The organism is Chryseobacterium sp. C39-AII1, assembly GCF_039672645.1.
Lineage (GTDB): Bacteria > Bacteroidota > Bacteroidia > Flavobacteriales > Weeksellaceae > Chryseobacterium.
The window spans coordinates 300054-315019 of the sequence record NZ_JBDFPQ010000004.1 but is presented as its reverse complement, the minus strand read 5'-3'; the positions used below and the strand labels follow the sequence as shown (position 1 = coordinate 315019).

Annotated in this window: 14 protein-coding genes; 5 read left to right on the top strand and 9 right to left on the bottom strand. The window is 35.3% G+C overall.

Annotated features, from left to right (window positions below; translation table 11 throughout):
* Positions 1–62: 62 nt before the first annotated feature.
* The 6 genes from ABEG63_RS09510 to ABEG63_RS09485 all read right to left on the bottom strand — a co-directional run bounded on the left by ABEG63_RS09510 (position 63) and on the right by ABEG63_RS09485 (position 6422).
* Positions 63–248: a hypothetical protein gene (locus ABEG63_RS09510; protein WP_267403229.1), complete on the bottom strand. Its 186-nt coding sequence runs from the start codon at positions 246–248 to the stop codon at positions 63–65.
* 53 nt (positions 249–301) lie between these two features.
* Positions 302–907 (bottom strand): DUF4230 domain-containing protein, encoded by a 606-nt coding sequence (locus ABEG63_RS09505; protein WP_346584310.1) that lies wholly within the window; start codon positions 905–907, stop codon positions 302–304.
* A gap of 3 nt (positions 908–910) precedes the next feature.
* Positions 911–1477, bottom strand: a complete 567-nt coding sequence (locus ABEG63_RS09500) for a thioredoxin family protein (protein WP_346584309.1) — start codon at positions 1475–1477, stop codon at positions 911–913.
* Between the two features lies 1 nt (position 1478).
* Complete coding sequence (locus ABEG63_RS09495) at positions 1479–1946, bottom strand: nucleoside triphosphate pyrophosphohydrolase family protein (RefSeq protein WP_346584308.1); 468 nt, start codon at positions 1944–1946, stop codon at positions 1479–1481.
* 185 nt (positions 1947–2131) lie between these two features.
* Positions 2132–5065: a reprolysin-like metallopeptidase gene (locus tag ABEG63_RS09490; protein ID WP_346584307.1), complete on the bottom strand. Its 2934-nt coding sequence runs from the start codon at positions 5063–5065 to the stop codon at positions 2132–2134.
* Between the two features lie 217 nt (positions 5066–5282).
* Positions 5283–6422 carry an acyl-CoA dehydrogenase family protein gene (locus ABEG63_RS09485; RefSeq protein ID WP_346584306.1) on the bottom strand — a complete coding sequence of 380 codons (1140 nt, stop codon included), beginning with the start codon at positions 6420–6422 and terminating at the stop codon, positions 5283–5285.
* Positions 6423–6613: 191 nt separating this feature from the next.
* On the opposite strand from ABEG63_RS09485, the gene ABEG63_RS09480 reads away from it, so the two are divergent.
* The 5 genes from ABEG63_RS09480 (at position 6614) to purF (ending at position 12282) form a co-directional block, all read left to right on the top strand.
* Positions 6614–8479 carry an endonuclease gene (locus ABEG63_RS09480; protein WP_346584305.1) on the top strand — a complete coding sequence of 622 codons (1866 nt, stop codon included), beginning with the start codon at positions 6614–6616 and terminating at the stop codon, positions 8477–8479.
* A 128-nt stretch (positions 8480–8607) separates the two neighbouring features.
* Complete coding sequence (locus tag ABEG63_RS09475) at positions 8608–9213, top strand: SatD family protein (protein ID WP_267403222.1); 606 nt, start codon at positions 8608–8610, stop codon at positions 9211–9213.
* A 2-nt stretch (positions 9214–9215) separates the two neighbouring features.
* Positions 9216–9911, top strand: a complete 696-nt coding sequence (locus tag ABEG63_RS09470; protein WP_346584304.1) for a DUF3307 domain-containing protein — start codon at positions 9216–9218, stop codon at positions 9909–9911.
* A 31-nt stretch (positions 9912–9942) separates the two neighbouring features.
* A complete protein-coding gene (gene purC, locus ABEG63_RS09465; RefSeq protein ID WP_267403220.1) occupies positions 9943–10662 on the top strand; it encodes a phosphoribosylaminoimidazolesuccinocarboxamide synthase in 720 nt (239 codons plus the stop codon).
* A 120-nt stretch (positions 10663–10782) separates the two neighbouring features.
* On the top strand, positions 10783–12282 hold the full coding sequence (gene purF / locus ABEG63_RS09460) for an amidophosphoribosyltransferase (protein ID WP_346584303.1): 1500 nt from the start codon (positions 10783–10785) through the stop codon (positions 12280–12282).
* Between the two features lie 96 nt (positions 12283–12378).
* Here the strand turns inward: purF and ABEG63_RS09455 are convergent, their stop codons facing one another.
* The 3 genes from ABEG63_RS09455 to ABEG63_RS09445 all read right to left on the bottom strand — a co-directional run bounded on the left by ABEG63_RS09455 (position 12379) and on the right by ABEG63_RS09445 (position 14958).
* Entirely contained in the window at positions 12379–13098 is a 720-nt protein-coding gene (locus ABEG63_RS09455; RefSeq protein WP_312393558.1) for a porin family protein, read from the bottom strand.
* Positions 13099–13559: 461 nt separating this feature from the next.
* Positions 13560–14114 (bottom strand): porin family protein, encoded by a 555-nt coding sequence (locus ABEG63_RS09450; protein ID WP_346584302.1) that lies wholly within the window; start codon positions 14112–14114, stop codon positions 13560–13562.
* A gap of 193 nt (positions 14115–14307) precedes the next feature.
* A complete protein-coding gene (locus tag ABEG63_RS09445) occupies positions 14308–14958 on the bottom strand; it encodes a porin family protein (RefSeq protein WP_267403216.1) in 651 nt (216 codons plus the stop codon).
* Positions 14959–14966: the final 8 nt, after the last annotated feature.

Sequence of the window (14966 nt, the reverse complement as noted above, 5' to 3'; positions counted from 1 at the left end):
TTGTATATTTTTCTAATAAAAAGGTTCAGCTTCAACGAAACCGAACCTTTTTATTTTGGTATTTATTCTTCTGTATTGTCGGTTTTTCCCGACTTGTTTTTCGAAGATTTCTGAACGTCCTTCTTTTCTACATCCGGCGGATTTGTTTTTTCTGATGATGAAGGAATATTCTGAAAATCCTGATTCTGCTTTTTTGTTTCTGCGCTGTTTGCAGATTCTTTCTTTTTGTCATTTCCTTTGATGTTCATAACTTACATTTTATGCTTTAAGTTATTCAAAGTGTTTGCCAAAAAGAAAATTTTTAAAGCCCTAAGATTCCGATTTTTCCTGTCTGATCTTCAATCTTATAATCTAAAGCCTTTGCCAAAACGAAAATATTATTAAGATTTTCCAGTAATTGTTTATGGCCTTCGTCTCTTAATTTATTTTGATTGATAGAGTTAATGGCAGCTGTTTTGGCTTTTTGCGTTACATTTTTAATGTCTTTCTCAGAAATTCTGTTGATAAAAGAATCGTCCATAGATTGAATTTCGACACTCGGCGTGATTCTGATATCGGCATTGGGTAATTCTGTGATAATCAATTTTTTATTGATAGAATCAACCTCAATTTTCATTTTATTTAAATCATAAGAAACCTGAGCGTTCGTTTTTGTGTACGTGATAATGCTGTTGCTTGTCACTTCTTTTCCGAAAAACTCCAGTCCCATTTTGGTTTTTTGCATAGAAGAGGTATTCTGCTCAATAACTACCAGCTTATTCATTTTGGAAATCTGGTTTGTCAAAATATAATAATCCGACTTTTCGCTTTTCCCGCCAAGATTAAAGCATGATTTCACTCCAAAAAATAAAAGCAGAACAATACCTGCGCCTGCAAAAAATGATGCTATGATTTTATAATTTCTCAATATTTACAGTTTAAATATTTCTTTAATTACCGATGAATCGTCCTTTTTCATAATCTCAACCAAATCTCTTTCGATGTATCCGGTTGTGGGCATTTCTATAATTCTTCCGATCTCTTTATTGTATTTTTTTACAATAATTGTCGGTACTTTCTGAATATTATAAAGACCTTCTTCGCCCGATGGAGATTCTTTTTTGCGATTTACAGCAATGATGGTTAATTTATTTTCAGGATATCTTAATTCATCCAGAATTCTCATTAGCCTAGGGAAATCTCTGTGGCTGTCTTCACACCACGTTCCCATGAAAACCACAACATCGTAAGAATTGAATTTTGCCTTTTTTAATTCAGCAATTGCTTTTTGGTCTAAAGCATATTCATCGTGCTCTTTTGTGTACCATTCAGAATAAGGTTCTTTAGAAAATTGAGACTTAAGCTGATTCCCTAAAAGCATTTTACCATCGTTGGTAGTTTCCACTTCGCGGTTTACCACTACTTTTTGAGCGCTTACCTGTTGTGTTGCCAGAAATAACGCGGAAAAAGTAACAATATTTGTAATAAATTTTTTCATACTATTTTTCGATAATCGTTTTCAGATCGGCAGGAGAGTAATATTTATTTTTTAATACTTTATGGTCTGCTGTTCTGTAAACATTAAATTTTTCACCAGATTTTTCATAAAAAGATTCTACATCTTTCGCTTTATAAAATTCAACCGTTTCTTCTGCCTGTTCTTCATTGTCGCAGGCTTTAGACATATTCGAACGCTGAACTTCGTTGAACAACTCTACAAATTTGTTGCCAAGTCCGAATTCTAGCACAGCGCCACTCAAAACATATTGTAAATCGCACAAAGCATCAGCAATTTCTACGATATTATTATCTGCAATGGCTTGTTTCAATTCGTTTAATTCTTCCTGTAAAAGTTCAACTCTAAGATTGCATCTTTCCGCAGAAGGAATTTGGGGAGTATCTAAAATAGGGGCTTTAAAGGTTGTGTGGAATTCTGCTACCTGGTTCAGACTATCAATTTTATCCATGAATATTTTTTATTTGAAGCAAAGATAAAAATTAGGTTTTAGATATTAAGAATTAGGGCTTAGGTTTTTATTGTTTTGTTTTTTATAAAGATTGATAAATATTGCTCATTGCCTTTTACTTATTTCTCATGAAAAAAGACTGCCCGTTTCCGAACAGCCTTTCGCTTAGTGTTTAATTTAAAGTTTTAGTTTTTAATGAATCTCTTAGAGACTTCTCCGATTTGAATCATGTAAGCACCTTTTGGAAGGTTGGCTACATTTACGGAACCTCTGTCGAGCTTTCCTGAGTTAATTAGTTTTCCACCCATATCGAAGATGTTGTAATCTTCATTCGTCGTATTTGAAATGTTTAAAATATCTCTTACCGGATTTGGATATAATTTAATTTCAGTCAATAAATCTTTTGTACTTGGTAAATCGCCTCTTCCTGAAGAAACAATATTTAAGGTATAATCTTCAACTTGTCCGTACGTATAAGATCCGCAAGAAGATGATGGAACAGAGCTGTACTGCATCATCACTCTCATTCTTGTGTTTCCAAGCGTTGCAGTTGAAGGAATTGCGATTGTTCCCGTAACCGGACTTACTGTTGATCCTGTTCTTGTCCAGGCTAATTCTCCACTATCTGTAAAGTCGCCGTCGCCATTATAATCAATGTAAACTGCGTAAGCTTCATTATATTTAGTAGAAGTCCAAACAGGAGTTACAGAAATCGTGTAAGAATTTCCTCTCGTAACGTTTGTTGAAAGAGAAGTGAAGTTTTCGTATCCTGCTGTTCCTGTCGAAGTATTGTTAATCGATCCGAAAGTCACGTTTCCGATTCTTTCATCAGCTGTATTGGTAGAAGTCGCAGAACAGTAAGAAACGGTGCTTCCTGCAAGGGTTGTAACGCTTACTGAATTGCTGGAAACAGAAGTATTTCCTGCTGCATCTTTTGCTCTTACTGTGAAATTATAAGTGGTTGAAGGGCTTAAGCTGGTTAGAGTGTAAGATGTTGATGCTGTTGATCCAATCAATGATGAACCTTGGTATACGTCATAACCTGTAACGCCAACGTTATCTGTTGCGCCAGACCATGAAAGATTGGTGCTTGTGGAAGTTGTTCCTGAAGCAACAAGGGTAGGAGCTGTAGGAGCAGTCGTGTCTGATGTTCCTGATCCTGCATTTACGGTGATATTGGCATTATTTACATCAAAAAAGATATGATTCGAACCTTTTACCATAATTCTTCCCGTTGTTGTAGAAACATTCGGAATGGTTACGGTTTGAGATCCGTCATTTGGAGTTCCTGCCAATAAAGTAGTCCATGTTGTACCGGAATTGGTAGACCAAAGAATATCTACATTCGCTGCATTTACACCGTTTGCAGTAGTGCCTGCCACGTTCCATGTTACGGTTTGAGAGCTTCCTCCTGCATATGTTGTTGCTGAATTTTGGGAACTTACAGAGAACGGGCCAGCAGTTCCGTTTACTGTAATAACTGCATCATCTGAATTGTTTCCAGAACCGCCAGCTCGGTTATCGCGAACTGTAAATCTAAAGTTATATGATCTTGCTACGTTTGATAACGCTTCAACCGTAATTTCTGAACCTGCCGTTGTGGTTGCACCTGTTAAAATAGAAGCCATTCTTGGGAAATATCTCACAGGTGTTGTTTGTGGAGTCCATGATCTGAAAGTTGGTCCGGATGCTTTTGTAGCACTTGCCGCAGAGCTTGCTCCCGTTTGAGAGGAAGACGCATTGTCCATTTGCTCCCAGATGTATGTTAATGAGTCTCCGTTGGCATCTGTTCCGGTTCCTGTTAACATGAATGGAGTTCCTTTCGGAATGGTATAATCTAAACCTGCGTTTGCTGTCGGAATAGAATTTCCTGTATTGGTACTTACCGGGCAAGTTTTAGCTTTAATATTATTGGTGATTTGCTGAATGCTGATCGCATGGAAGAATGAGTCTGAATGCGCCTGAATATCCTGACTCGTGATTCCTGCATAGCCCATGATCGTAGATCCGGAGCCTGGTTCCATATTTACACCTGTTCCTTCGTTTCCATGAGAAAAAGTGTGATTTCCTCCGAATTGATGTCCCATTTCGTGAGCAACATAATCGATATCGAAATTATCACCAGATGGAATCGCATCCGCCGGAGAAGTGTAACCGCTTCCTTTCGATCCGTTTGTACAAACACAACCAATGCAGCCTGCGTTTCCACCGCCGCCTGAAGCCCCGAATAAGTGACCGATATCGTAATTTGCTTCACCAATCACAGAGGTTAAAGTTGATTGTAACTGAGAATTCCAACTACTCATTCCTGAAGCAGAAGAATAAGGGTCTGTTGAAGCATTGGTATAAATTACCGCGTCGTTATTGGCAATTAAAACCATTCTTGCCGAAAAATCTTTTTCGAAAACTCCGTTTACGCGGGTCATGGTGTTGTTCATTGCGGCTAAAGCGTTGGCTTTTGTTCCTCCGAAATAGGCTGTGTATTCTCCAGTGCTGGAAAGCGCTAGTCTGAATGTTCTCAGTTTTGCATCATCAGCATTGGGTCTTGCAGCAATATTACTTGCATTCGCCACGCCTTTTTGTGCGACATCAATTACGGTACATTCAAATTTATTTAGATCATCTTTTTTGTCAGATTTTTTATAAACTACATAGCTCGAAAGATCTTTTGTATAAGGTTCAATAAAAACCGCAGATTTGTCTCCGTAAATTTCCATTGATGATAAACCTAATGGCGAAACGCTGAAATAAACCGTAGAATTTGGATCATCTAAACCTTCGCCAACATACGATTTGATATCTGGAAATTTAGCCGCCAGTTGAGGATCAAAATTAGAATTCTCTCTTACTTTAAAGTTTTCCATTTTTCCTTCAGAATTAGGGAAAGAAATGATGATTTCAGATTTTTCACCTGCTGCCAATCTTTTAGGGGCTCTTGATAAAACACTTTTTAAACCATTGATATCAAGGTTGTAAACTTTAGGATTATTGATGCTCGTCTTGTTTTCAAAGATTTCTGAAGAGGTTTTTCTGTTACCTTCAGTCCAAAGACGGTCTGTCTGCGCGAAAGAAATGCCCGTGATCAAGAGCATTCCAATCATCAATAATTGTTTTTTCATATAAAAATATTATTTGATTATGGTGTATCAAAGCTAATAAATTTTAATTACGAAAAACTAAATTTTTTAAGAAAATTTTAGACAATCAATCTAAATAATTATGCAATACATTGAATTAATTTCATATGTAAATATTTTATGTAAAAAAAATAACACCCGCAAAATACGAGTGTTATTCAGTTTTAATAATATAATTCTAAATTTTTCTTACGATAAATTATTGAGTGATATCTCTTCCAATTACCAGCCTTTGGATCTCAGAAGTACCTTCACCAATGGTGCAAAGTTTTGAATCTCTGTAGAATTTTTCAGCAGGAAAGTCTTTTGTATATCCGTACCCTCCGAAGATTTGAACGGCGTTATTTGAAATTCTTACACAAGCCTCCGAAGCATATAATTTTGCCATAGCACCTTCTTTAGTCATTTTTTGCTTAGCATTTTTCAATGTTGCAGCTCTTTGGATCAATAATTCAGAAGCATCAATTTCTGTTGCCATATCTGCTAACATAAAGTTGATAGCCTGGAATTCTGAAATAGATTTTCCGAACTGGTGTCTTTCTTTAGCATATTTCAAAGCTGCTTTGTAAGCACCTCTTGCTGTTCCTAAACTTAAAGCCGCGATAGAAATTCTACCGCCATCCAAAATTTTCATGGCTTGTTTGAAACCTTCTCCAACTTCACCTAATCTGTTGGCATCAGAAACACGAACGTTGTCAAAAATTAATTCTGCCGTTTCAGAAGCTCTCATTCCAAGCTTGTTTTCTTTTTTACCAGAAGTGAAACCAGCCATTCCTTTTTCCAACACAAAAGCGGTTGAATTATTTTTAGCACCAATTTCTCCCGTTCTTGTCATTACAACAGCAATATCTCCAGAAATTGCGTGAGTGATGAAGTTTTTAGCTCCGTTGATGATCCATTCGTCACCGTCTTTTACCGCAGTAGTAGACATTCCTCCTGAATCCGAGCCTGTATTGTGCTCTGTTAATCCCCAAGCTCCGATTACTTTTCCGGAAGCTAGCTGAGGAAGCCATCTGTGTCTTTGTTCTTCATTTCCAAACTCATAAATATGGTTGGTACAAAGTGAATTGTGTGCAGCTACTGAAAGGCCGATTGAAGGATCAACTTGTGAAATTTCATCTAAAATTGTAACATACTCATGATAACCAAGACCAGAACCACCATATTGCTCAGGAATTACGATTCCCATGAAGCCCATTTCTCCTAATTGATGAAAAAGATCTTTTGGAAACGTTTGACTTTCGTCCCACTCCATAATATTAGGTCTAATATTTTTCTCAGCAAATTCTTTTGCTGTTTCCGCAATCATTTTGATGTTGTCAATTGTCTCTGTATTCATATAGATAATAGTTAGTTCCCAAAGATAACCAAATTGCCGAAACGTCCAAAAAAATTATTGACGCCATAATATTTTATTCGCAAAACTTTAATTTTCAATTTTTTATATTTTAAAAATTAATGATTTTTTAATAAAAATTACTGAACTTTAAGTAGATTAATTTACTATTTTAGCCTCCCAATTTTTAAAGCATGAAAAAACTTCTACTTCCAATAATCCTTATTTCATCGTATTTTACGGCTCAGGCACCTGCAGGATACTATGATGGAACAACAGGATTGTCTGGGTACGCCTTAAAATCGAAACTTCACGATATTATTTCTACAAAAAATATCAACTGGAATTATGGTGATCTTCCGAATCTTTATAACCAAACAGATTTAGATATTTATTATGACCATGATGCGACCAATACCGTTTGGTTATTGGATATGTATTCTGAAATCCCGACAGGACCTGATGCTTACGAGTATCAATCGACGGATATTCCCACCAGTGCATCTGCGGAAGGAGCGGGGTATAACAGAGAGCATATGATGCCTCAAAGTACATTCTATAGCAATTATCCTATGTATTCAGATTTGTATTATATTGTTCCGACGGATGCTTTTATTAATCAAAGAAGAAGCAATTATCCTTACGGAATAGTAGGTTCTACAATATATCATACATTTACTAATTCTTCGAGAATAGGAAACAGTGCAATTCCAGGATTTCCATATACGGGACGTGTTTACGAGCCTATTAACGAATTTAAAGGTGATGTAGCGAGGAGTTTATTGTATTTTGCGGTAAGATTTGAGGGTAAATTAGGAACATTTAATTATGATAATAGTGCAAATCCTGCTTCTGATACCAATCCGTTAGACGGAACGGAAGAAAGAGCATTCGATCCCGCATATATCGCTATGTTGCTTCAATGGCATCAGCAAGATCCTGTTTCTCAAAGGGAAATAGACAGAAACAATACAGTTTACAATTTACAGAAAAACAGAAATCCGTTTGTAGACAATCCGGCTTGGGTAAATGCGATCTGGGGACAAACTCCTGATACAGTTGCTCCGCAAGTTCCGACAAATGTAACGGTGACTCAAAACAGTGCCTATTTTACAACATTAAGCTGGACGCCTAGTGCAAGTACGGATGTGATTGGCTATAAAGTGTATCAAAACGGAACATTGGTAGGTTCAACAAAAGGAAATTCAATAAGCATCGATCATCTTACGCCTTCTACAACGTATAATTTTACGGTGAAGGCTTATGATAATGGTTATTTGTATTCTCCGGAGAGCAATACAGTTTCTGCAACTACTTTAGCTTCTGATGTGTATGCTAAAGATTTGATGATTACAAAATATTTAAAAGGTTCTTCCAATAATAAAGGATTAGAAATTACAAATAAAACAGGGCACCCTGTGAATTTGAATGATTACAGGATATCAATTCAGTTTCCAAGCGGAAGCAATTATTATTTTCCTGCACCTTTTGAATTAGAAGGAACTATCCAGAATAATGAAACAATTGTGGTTTTAAACCGTCAGGCTAATTTCTCTTGTTACACAGTAAACCAAGCTCAATTTGTAACAGCTGCACCGCAATTAACTTTTACAGGAAGCCAATATTTGGAGTTGAGATACAAAAGTACAACGATAGATGCAATCGGAACTAAGGGACAGTCTAACTCTTCTACATTATCTGATGTCTCTTTATATAGAAAAGAAAATATTAGCGATCCTACGGCTACGTTTTCTTTGAATGAATGGGATTCTTACGGAATTAATTACTGCCAGAATCTAGGAGTCCTTTCCACATCAGATGTTGTTTTAGCTAAAAATGATGAGGTTAAAATTTATCCAAATCCAGTTAATGAAAACATTTTTGTAAGCGGAAAAGTAGAAAATATAGAGAATGCTCAAGTACTTGATTTCTCCGGAAAAGTTATTTATTCTGAAAATTTACCATTCAAAAACAAAAAAAATATTTCGGTTCAAAGTCTGTCAACAGGTTCTTATTTGTTGAAACTTGATGACAAGACGTATCAATTTATTAAAAAATAGTTCATATAAAAGCCTAAAATAGGCTCTTTATTATAAAATCGATATAAGCAGATTCACTAATAATTAATATCTATAAGTGTTTCTGCTTATATTTTTTATTTATAAGTAATTATGCTTATATTTGCAAAATGATAGCGGTCATTACCGGAGATATTATAAATTCACAGCACGCCGACACTGAAGTTTGGATTACCAAGCTTAAAAATCTTCTCGACAATTGGGGAAGCGCTCCTAGCACATGGGAAATCTACAGAGGAGACGAATTTCAGTTCAAATGCAATATAGACGACGTTTTTTGGCGTTTCTTAGCCATAAAATCACTTATAAAAAGTCAGGAAAATTTAGATGTAAGAATTGCCATAGGGATCGGTGAAGAGAATTTTTCGTCTGAAAAAATTACAGAATCCAACGGAACGGCATACGTGCATTCCGGAAGGTTACTGAACGACCTGAAAAGCGACGGACACACCGTTTCCATCAAAACTTCCAGCACTTCTGTGGATAGAGACCTTAATATTTTACTAAAATGGTCTTCCAAAGATTTTGATAACTGGACGATGGCAACCGCGGAAATTATTCATGAAATGATCATGAATAAAGATATTACTCAGGAAGATTTGGCAAAGAGATTCAATATTTCTCAATCCTCCATCAGCCAGAGACTGAAGCGCGCAAATTACGAGCTTATCGTAGAAACTAATCAGTATTTTAGAAAGAAAATTTCAGAATTGTAGGCATGGTTTTCACTCAACTCATATTGGCACATCTACTCGGAGACTTTATTCTTCAGCCAAATTCATGGGTTGCAGACAAGGAAAATCGCAAACTGAAAAGCAAATTTTTATACATCCATGTGTTGATTCACAACATTTTAAGTTTTATTTTTCTTTGGAATATACAACTTTGGTGGGTCGCTATTTTGGTAGGAATTTCGCATTTTATTATTGATGCTGCAAAACTGACTTTTCAAACAATTCATAATAAAAAGATCTGGTTTTTTATCGATCAGGCTTTACATATTGCCGTAATCGGAAGTGTCTCTTTCTTTTTTAATGAATTCAATATTGAATTTTTTAAAGATCAGAACTTTCTGAAAATTTTGATGGCAGCTTTGTTTTTAACAACACCTGCTTCTATTTTTATTAAAATATTATTGTCTTCATGGACGCCCGCTCCGGAGACTGAAAATAATGTAGAAACCGAATCTTTATCGAGTGCCGGTAAATATATAGGGATTTTAGAACGCTTGCTTGTTTTCACTTTTATCATGGTGAATCACTGGGAGGGCGTAGGTTTTATGATCGCAGCGAAATCTGTTTTCAGGTTTAGCGATCTGGCACAGGCCAAGCAAAGAAAGTTGACTGAATATGTTTTAATCGGGACACTTTTGAGTTTTGGAATGGCTGTTTTAACAGGAATTTTAATTAAATAAATATAAATCTAATAAAAAGTAATTTTTGAAAATGGAAAAGTTAGAAATGTTGTACGAAGGTAAGGCAAAACAAGTATTTGCTACCGATAATCCTAATGAAGTAGTTGTACGTTTCAAAGACGATGCTACTGCATTTAATGCTCAGAAAAGAGGTTCTGTTGATTTGAAAGGCGAAATGAACAACGCCATCACGACTCTTATTTTTGAATATTTAAATGAAAAAGGGATTAAGACTCATTTCATTAAACAATTGGACGAAAGAGAGCAATTGGTAAAGAAAGTATCTATCATTCCTTTGGAAATGGTGGTTAGAAACTATTCTGCAGGAAGCATGGCTCAAAGATTAGGAGTTGAAGAAGGAATTAAATCTCCGGTAACGATCTTCGATATCTGCTACAAAAAAGACGAGTTGGGAGATCCGCTTATCAACGATCATCATGCTGTTTTTTTAGGAGCTGCAACGTATGAAGAGCTTGACGAAATGTATGAATTAACTTCAGACATCAACGAAATCTTAATCGATCTTTTCGACAAAATGAATATCATCCTTGTAGACTTCAAAATCGAATTAGGAAAAACTGCTGATGGTGAAATCATCCTTGCAGACGAAATTTCTCCTGATACTTGCAGACTTTGGGATAAAGATACCATGAAGAAGTTGGATAAAGACAGATTCAGAAGAGATCTTGGTGAAGTTACTGAAGCTTACGTTGAGATCTATAACAGATTGAAAACTGTACTTGCTAAATAATTATTAGGCCAGAAGCCAGAAGTTGGAGGCTGGAAGTTTATCGGTAAAATAGAAAGTTTAGTTGTAAACTTCAGACTTCAGGCTCCCAGCTTCCATCATCAAAATTTAGAAAAAATAGAAATGAAAAGTTTAGACATTCATAAAAGTGAATATTTAAAACAGTTTGAAACCCAAACCTACGGAAGAAATCTTTTCAGAACGCAGGAAGAAGAGAGATTAGACGCTCCCAACGAGGAGTGCGGAATCTTCGGAATGTATTCTGATAACGATTTGGATACGTTTTCTCTTTCGCAATTCGGGCTTTTTGCGTTACAGCACAGAGGTCAGGAAGCGTGTGGTATTTCTGTTCTTAAAGACGGAAAAATCACCAACATGAAAGATGAAGGTTTGGTTTTAGACGTTTATAAAGAGATCGCTGATCCTGAAACTTTTATGGGAAATTCTGCAATCGGACACACTCGTTATACGACTGCGGGAGATAAAAAGAAATATAATTTCCAGCCATTTTTCGCAAAAAACGAATATGACCAAATTATACTTTCTATCGCGCACAATGGTAATTTAACCAATGCGAAAGAATTGAAAGCTCAGTTGGAAGCTGAAGGTGTTGTGTTCAGAGCAACTTCCGATTCTGAGGTTATTTTAAGATTAATTCAAAAAAATCTTGATCTTGGACTTCGTGGAGCGATCAAAGCGACGATGGAGAAAATTGAAGGTGCCTATTCAGTTGTGGGAATGACGAGAAATAAATTCTTCGCATTTAGAGATTTCAACGGAATCAGACCTTTGGTTTTAGGAGCAATCAACGAAAATTCTTACGTTGTAGCTTCAGAATCTGTGGCTTTAGATGCTGTTGGAGCGCAGTATGTTCGTGATATTTTACCGGGAGAGATCATTTATACCAATGAAAACGAGCCTGGAAAACTTCACTCGATCATGGTGGATGAAGCAAAGGCAAAGCAAAGAATCTGTTCTTTCGAGTACATTTATTTTGCAAGACCTGACTCATCTTTAGAAAATATCAACGTTTACGAAATCAGAGAAAAATCGGGAGAAAAAATCTGGGAACAGGCTCCTGTAGATGCTGACCTTGTAATTGGAGTTCCCGATTCGGGAGTTCCTGCCGCAATTGGGTTTTCTAAGGCTTCTGGAATTCCTTTCCGTCCGGTTCTGATTAAAAACAGATACATCGGAAGAAGTTTTATCGTGCCGACTCAGGAAATGAGAGAGAGAATTGTTAATTTGAAGCTGAACCCGATTATTTCTGAGATCAAAGACAAAAGGGTGGTGATTATTGACGACTCTATCGTTCGTGGAACAACGTCTAAGAGATTAGTAAAGATCCTTAAAGAAGCTGGTGTAAAGGAAATTCACTTTAGAAGTGTTTCTCCGCCAATTATTGCACCTTGTTATTTAGGAATCGATACACCTTCGAAAGATGATTTGATCTCTGCAAATATGACAACAGAAGAGCTTAGAGATTACTTGGGAGTTGACTCTTTAGAATTTTTAAGCACAGAGAACTTAAAAGTAATTTTAGGGTCATCCAACCACTGCTTTGGATGTTTTACAGAAGAATATCCTGTAGGAAAAGGAGAAGAAGTGGAATTATTTAATTAAAAATTTTAGTTTAAATAAAAAAACGAAAGGTCAGACAATTAAGTCTGACCTTTTCATTTGAAATTAAAATTGGTTATATATGTATGTTAAAACGTACTAGAATTTATAGTTTAATCCTAATTGGAAAACTTGGTTGGTGTTGATATTTTTATTAGCCTCAGCAACCCCTGAATTATTAGCAAGGTGAGTAAAACTAGTTACATATCTCGCATTAACACCCAAATTCTTTGTGAAGTAGTATCCTAAACCAAGACCCATTCCTACATTGAATTTTCTGATATCATCTTTATCAATGCTTTCAGAGTTCGACTGAGTTTGCGTTGTTGTGCTGCTTCCTGTAGTTGTTGTAACTTTTGTATCCCCTTTATTTTTCCCGTCTAAGAAATAGCTGAATTCAGGTCCGGCTTCAACATAAAAATTATCAGCAGGCTTCATTTGTAACATTAATGGAACGGAAATATAGTTTAAAGAGGTTGTGAAGTCTTTTTCAGTTTTTACGGTTGTACTCCCGGTTGTTACTTCAGAAGAAGCTACTACGCTCTTTGCTCCCATTTGGTTGTATAAAACCTCTGGCTGGATGGCAAATTTCTGAGATAAAGGAATATTAACAAAAACCCCGGCATTAAATCCTATTTTCTGGTTTTTAGCACTCAATTTCTGTTCGCTGAACTGTGTTGCGTTAGCCCCACCTTTAATACCGAATCTTACCGGCTCTTTTTCTTTGTTGATTGGAGTTACTGGTTTTGCTTCTGTAGTTTCTTGAGCGAAAGATAAAGTACCAGCGACTAATGCTAGTCCTAGAAATAACTTATTCATAATTTTGTTTTTTAATTTTACTATTTAAATTTTCGCCTAATCGTTTAATCAGACATTGTTTTACTTTGCAAATAGCTTGCCAAACTCTTATGTTGTTAATTTACAGTGTTGTATGTGCTGTATTTAACAGTTTAAAATAGTCTATTTTTTCTCATTTTATGTTAAAATTTATCAACTTGCAGAGAGTTTTTGTAATTTATTTTTAATCAAATTATCTAAAATTTGTAGTTAGAAATAATTTTGAAATAAAAAAATCAAGGCTAATTATAAACTTAGTTTTAGGAAAAATGAAGTGTGTTTTGTAAGATTACAACTAAAAATATCAGAAAAATAAAATTGAAATGAATTTAATTGTAGGTTGTATTAAATTTCAAATAATTGATTTAAATAAATAGAAAAAACATGAAAAGGCCAGGCTTAAATAAATAAACCTGGCCTTTTCTATTGAAATCAAAAATTTGTTATTTAAACTTATAAGCTAAACCAATTTGGAATACATTGTTTTTACCTTCAAGTTGATAGTTTCCAACTTTCTTTGCAACATCTGTTAATCCTGCTACGAATCTTGCTGTTATACCAATATTTTTAGTAACATAATATCCTGCTCCAAGACCGATCCCGAAATCAAAACCTTTAAAATCATCAGAATCTACAGAAACACTGTTTCCTTTATATTTAGAATCGATTAAGAAACTAAATTGAGGACCTGCTTCTAAATAAAGATTCGGAAGAGCGTTATATTGGAACATTACCGGAACTGAGATATAACTTAAGTTAATTTTATCGTCACTTGAATCATCAAATTTTGCTCCTGCACCGTTATATAAAACTTCCGGCTGTACACTGAAATCTTTAGCAACAGGAATATTTACGAAAGCTCCTCCATAAAATCCTGCTTTAGCTTTCATTTCGTCATGCGAAATAGAAGAAACATTCAAACCTGCTTTCAAACCAAATGTTTGTGCAAAAGTAAATGAACCTGCAACTACTGCTAAACCTAATAATAATTTTTTCATAATTATTTACTATTTCTTTATTATATTAATTACTTCCTGAGGGGTATTTATCAAATAACTTGCCAAAAGTTAAATAAAACCAAATTTTAGCTTAATGAAATCTTAAAGTGTTGGTTATTAAAAAGAAAAAAGTCAGACCTAAGCCTGACTTTCTATTGAATATATTAAATTTGTTATATGAAGAAACTTTCGATTATTTAAATTTGAAAGCTAAACCAACTTGGAAAACGTTGTTTCTCACAGCATCACCAGAGTTGTTTTTAAAGATATCTGTTACCCCAGCGGTATATCTTGCTGTAAGCCCCAAATTATCTGTGAAATAATATCCTGCACCAATACCGATACCGAAGTTAAAGGTTTGGAAATCATCTTTATTCAAAGTAGATGTTGAGGTAGCATCTGTATTTCCGTTAGTAGAAGTTTTTAATTTATCTTTAGCACTTACCAAGAAACCAAATTCCGGACCTGCTTCTAAATAAAGGTTTGGAATAACATTATACTGGAACATTACCGGTACAGCTACATATCCTAAGTTAGTAGAATAATCTGATCTGTATTCATTTCCTAAGAAATTAGTTTTTCTAGTAGATTTTGAACCTAGATCGTTATAAATAACCTCTGGCTGAATGCTGAAATTAGTTGCTACCGGAATGTTTGCAAAAACACCTGCGTTGAAACCGATTTTAGATTTTGAATCATCAAGATCTGCACCTTTACTTAGTGAAGAAACGTTCATCCCACCTTTAATACCGAATGTTACCGGGTTAGTAGATGTTGTTGGAGTCTGCTGAGCGAATGCCAATGAACTTGCAGTTACTGCTAATCCTAAAATTAACTTTTTCATAACTTTAA